The sequence below is a fragment of the Siminovitchia sediminis genome (assembly GCF_042680885.1).
Taxonomy (GTDB): Bacteria; Bacillota; Bacilli; order Bacillales; family Bacillaceae_C; genus Siminovitchia; species Siminovitchia sediminis.
In genome coordinates, this window is sequence record NZ_JBHUEO010000042.1 from 1 (window position 1) to 3,947 (window position 3,947).

5 protein-coding genes are annotated in these 3,947 nt (G+C 42.4%); 3 read left to right on the forward strand and 2 right to left on the reverse strand.

From position 1 onward, the window contains the following. Positions 1-111: 111 nt before the first annotated feature. Positions 112-327: an amidohydrolase family protein gene (locus tag ACFSCZ_RS13465; RefSeq protein ID WP_380774527.1), complete on the reverse strand. Its 216-nt coding sequence runs from the start codon at positions 325-327 to the stop codon at positions 112-114. Positions 328-579: 252 nt separating this feature from the next. Between ACFSCZ_RS13465 and ACFSCZ_RS13470 the strand changes: the two genes are divergently transcribed. The 3 genes from ACFSCZ_RS13470 (at position 580) to wecB (ending at position 3,768) form a co-directional block, all read left to right on the forward strand. Beyond that, complete coding sequence (locus ACFSCZ_RS13470) at positions 580-774, forward strand: sporulation protein YpjB (protein ID WP_380774530.1); 195 nt, start codon at positions 580-582, stop codon at positions 772-774. Between the two features lie 144 nt (positions 775-918). After that, complete coding sequence (locus ACFSCZ_RS13475; RefSeq protein ID WP_380774528.1) at positions 919-2,454, forward strand: aryl-sulfate sulfotransferase; 1,536 nt, start codon at positions 919-921, stop codon at positions 2,452-2,454. 189 nt (positions 2,455-2,643) lie between these two features. Next, positions 2,644-3,768 carry a non-hydrolyzing UDP-N-acetylglucosamine 2-epimerase gene (gene wecB / locus ACFSCZ_RS13480; RefSeq protein ID WP_380774531.1) on the forward strand — a complete coding sequence of 375 codons (1,125 nt, stop codon included), beginning with the start codon at positions 2,644-2,646 and terminating at the stop codon, positions 3,766-3,768. On the opposite strand, the gene ACFSCZ_RS13485 is transcribed toward wecB, so the two are convergent. Beyond that, on the reverse strand, positions 3,765-3,947 hold a 183-nt coding region (locus tag ACFSCZ_RS13485; RefSeq protein WP_380774529.1), incomplete at its 5' end, for a hypothetical protein. The genes wecB and ACFSCZ_RS13485 overlap by 4 nt on opposite strands.

A 3,947-nucleotide genomic window follows, 5' to 3' on the forward strand; every position in this document is an offset into this window, starting at 1 on the left:
GGTCTAGGTGGATGGGAATCTTTTTCTTAAAAATAAAAACACAAAAATCTAGATACAAGTCGTCTAAATGTAAAATAAAAAAGCCTGTAGAGAAAAAAACATATACTTTCTCTACAAGCTGAGGACATCTTGTATGTCCTTAGTTCCTTTTAAATTTACCCAGCCGATTTGTGAAGCCACATTATCTACATGAATGTGAGAATCAATCAACCCAGGTATAATAGTTTTCCCCTTTAAATCAATCCACTCAGTATTTTCACCTCCAAATGCGTCCACTTCATCGTTTGTCCCTACAGCGAGAAACTTACCGTCCTTGATAGCGACCAATTCCTTTACATCAAAATTGTTGTTAACCGTAAAATCTTGCCGTTAAATAAAATCAGTTCTGCAGACATGCTCATTTGGTCATCCTCGCTTTCTGTTTTCTAAGGAATTTTCTAAAAAAACAAGACTTAACGGTGATAAATAGGAATAAATTTATAGTATTATAGCCCCTCCTTAATTTTTAATTATTACTAAATATAGTAGAGTTTAAATAATGGATCAATTAAAAAGTTTCAGATTATTAAACTTTCATAAATAAATTTTAGATTTTCATCAAATGCAATTTCCTCTACCCATCAACCCTTGTGGGTGAAAATGAAAACGTCAGTTATGAAGGACTTTCGAGAAATGAAAAGCGCTGCGCTCGAAGGTAATAGAGATGCATATAATCAAAGTTTGAATGCATTCTTTCCACTTACACAGTCGATAATGTGCAACAGACTCATATAACCTCTTTAAGCCGGTTATTAATAAATCTTTAACTAAAAACGTTAGTCAATTGGAAGTTTATAGAGACATGCAGAATGGTCAACGAAATATATTGTTTCATATCACTCCATTCGGGACAAACTATCCCTAAAAAAGGAGTCTCAGATGAGTAAAAATCTGCGAATATGGACGGCTGCCATTCTGCTTGTCATACCCGCCGTCCTAATCTATTTCATTGCTTCGACACCATTAGAAAACGCTCCGCCTCCGGAAGAGCCGGAACAGGAGGCGAAGGTTCAAAGTTTTCCTGAGGATTACGATTGGATTCCCTTGCCGGACATGGATTTGAAAAACCCGGGAAATATGTACGAGCTTCCTTCTTTAACGACAGAAGCAAAAAATGTGCTGGATCTTCGTTCCTTATCGGACCATCAGGTTCAAGTGAATGGCGAGGATGTAACGGGAAAGGATAGCTATCCTTTGACGGTTGAAACGATCAGCGATGAGGATTTTATTACCTTGACAGTAGATGGAAAGAACCACCATATCCGCACGCTTCCGCAAGGCTTAAGCGGCTACACTGTGGACAATAAGGGTGCCGAGGATGGATTTTATTATTTTACCTATGGCGACTATATAGTAAAAATGAATGCGAGTGGGCAAATTGTTTATTACAAAAATTTGGGTACGGCGTATTCATTTGATTTTAAGCTGAATACAACAGAAGACGGGAAAAAATATTATAGTTATCTTGTTCAAAATCGTACGGAAGAAAAGGTAAAGGTTATTGGTTATCAGACAACAAAGGCTGTCATTATGGATGAACACTATCGTGTCGTCGATGAGGTGGATTCTCTCATTCCCACTGATTTGGTGGAACCTGAACCTCTGGAAAATCATGACTTTCTCTTGTTGGATTTGGGACATTATGTTGTAAGTTCTTATTATGCGGAGACCGTGACGAACATTCCGGCTCATATTCAACAAAAACCAGGCGGAGCCAATGTGATGGCTGCGTACCTTCAAGAAATTAAAAATCAGGAGGTTATATGGGAATGGAAAAGTACCGAGTATCCGGAGTTTTATGAACAAAGCGTGGAGCATAACGATTTTACAAATGAACATGCAGCGTATGCTGATTATATGCATTTTAATGCCATTACTGTGGATCCAGGGGATCATCATTTTGTGGTGTCTTTTAGAAATTTGGATTCATTGGTCAAGCTGAACCGGAACACGGGCGAAGTGATGTGGATTTTGGGCGGAAAGGGAGATCAGTTCGGTTTAACGGAAGAGCAGCAATTTCGACGGCAGCATAAAGTTTCTGTGTTGAGTGACGGTTCATTGTTATTTTTCAACAATGGAAACGTGCTGCCTGTGGCGCCGTACCCGATTGTTCCTGAGGAGGATCCTTTACGGAAGGAACAGGCGGAAACAACGATTGTAAAGGTTCGTTTAGATGAAGAAAATAAACAGATCGAGAGCTTCGAATCGTTCCCTACCGGGCATTTCTCTGCTACCCGCGGGTCGGTTCACATGCTGGACGAAGACCAAAACATTGTGCTCATCGGCTGGGGGAGCGGTGAAAACAATGAGGAGCACTTTACAGAAGTAAACCTGAACACAGGGGAGAAACTCCTGACCTTCTACCCCCATGATGAGGACCTGATCAGCTACAGAGTCTACAAATTTGCGGAGTAGGGATTTGCCCGGGTACATCTTTTTCGACAGGTGCCTGTCACTCCCCGGTTTTTGCTGAAACATGTCGAATAACATCATGATCTAAGCTCCGGTTCTAGAAGATGGTGGAAAGGCCGCCGGATTTAGCGTATATTTAGCTGTGTAAACCAAGCTGTTTCGGAGGCTATATGATTGAGTAAAATTAAAGTAATGGCGATTTTTGGCACAAGGCCCGAGGCAATTAAAATGGCTCCGCTCGTACTGGAGCTGCAAAGGCAATCCCGTATATTTGAGCCTGTTGTGACCGTCACGGCACAGCACCGCGATATGCTGGATCAGGTGCTGGACATATTTAATATTCAACCGGATTACGACCTAAATATTATGAAAGACAGACAAACTTTGGTGGATGTGACAACGAAAGGGCTCGATGGCCTCGATCAGGTGATGAAGGATGCCACACCCGATATCGTCCTTGTTCATGGGGATACAACAACTACTTTCGTTGCCAGCCTGGCCGCGTTTTATAATCAAATTTCCGTCGGCCACGTAGAGGCCGGGCTAAGGACGTGGAATAAATATTCCCCTTTTCCGGAGGAAATGAATCGGCAGCTCACCAGTGTGATTGCTGATATCCATTTTGCTCCGACGAAACAAGCGGCGGATAACTTAATAAAGGAAAATGTGAAGGAAGAGTCTATTTTTATTACAGGAAATACCGTCATTGATGCGTTGAAGACAACTGTAAAAGAACAGTATTCTCATGAAGTGCTGGACAAAGTGGGGACAGACAAACTCATTTTACTGACCGCCCACCGCAGGGAAAATATTGGCGAGCCGATGAGAAGTATTTTTCGTGCCGTGAAACGCCTGGTGAATGAACACGATGATGTTCAAGTCGTTTATCCAGTACACCGCAATCCGGTTGTGAGAGAACTGGCGGCGGAAATTTTGGAGGATGATCCGAGAATTCATTTAATTGAACCGCTGGATGTGATTGATTTCCATAACTTTGCAAGTCAGTCTTATTTAATTATGACCGACTCTGGCGGGGTTCAGGAGGAAGCTCCTTCACTGGGAGTTCCGGTGCTGGTGCTGCGTGATACGACGGAGCGGCCGGAAGGTGTCCAGGCAGGCACATTGAAATTGGCGGGAGTCAAGGAAGACCGGATCTACCGTTTGGCTCATGAATTATTAACGGACTCCAAAGAATATGAAAAAATGGCAAGAGCGTTCAACCCATACGGGGATGGTGAGGCATCCAAAAGGATCTTAAAAGCGATCCAGTATTATTTTGATCGGAGCAGGGAAAGACCTAGGCCATTTAATCACTAAGAGGCAGCCTGCGGGCTGTCTTTTTTTCGACAAAATCCGGCAATTTCCGGGTGGTGCCAGTGGTTGACCCCCTTATAATGGACACATGGTTTATACTGAAATACGACATAACGCAATTTTCCCGGAGGTAAGTGAATGATGTCAAAACAAAGAAACAGCCACCATAGTGTCGAAACTAA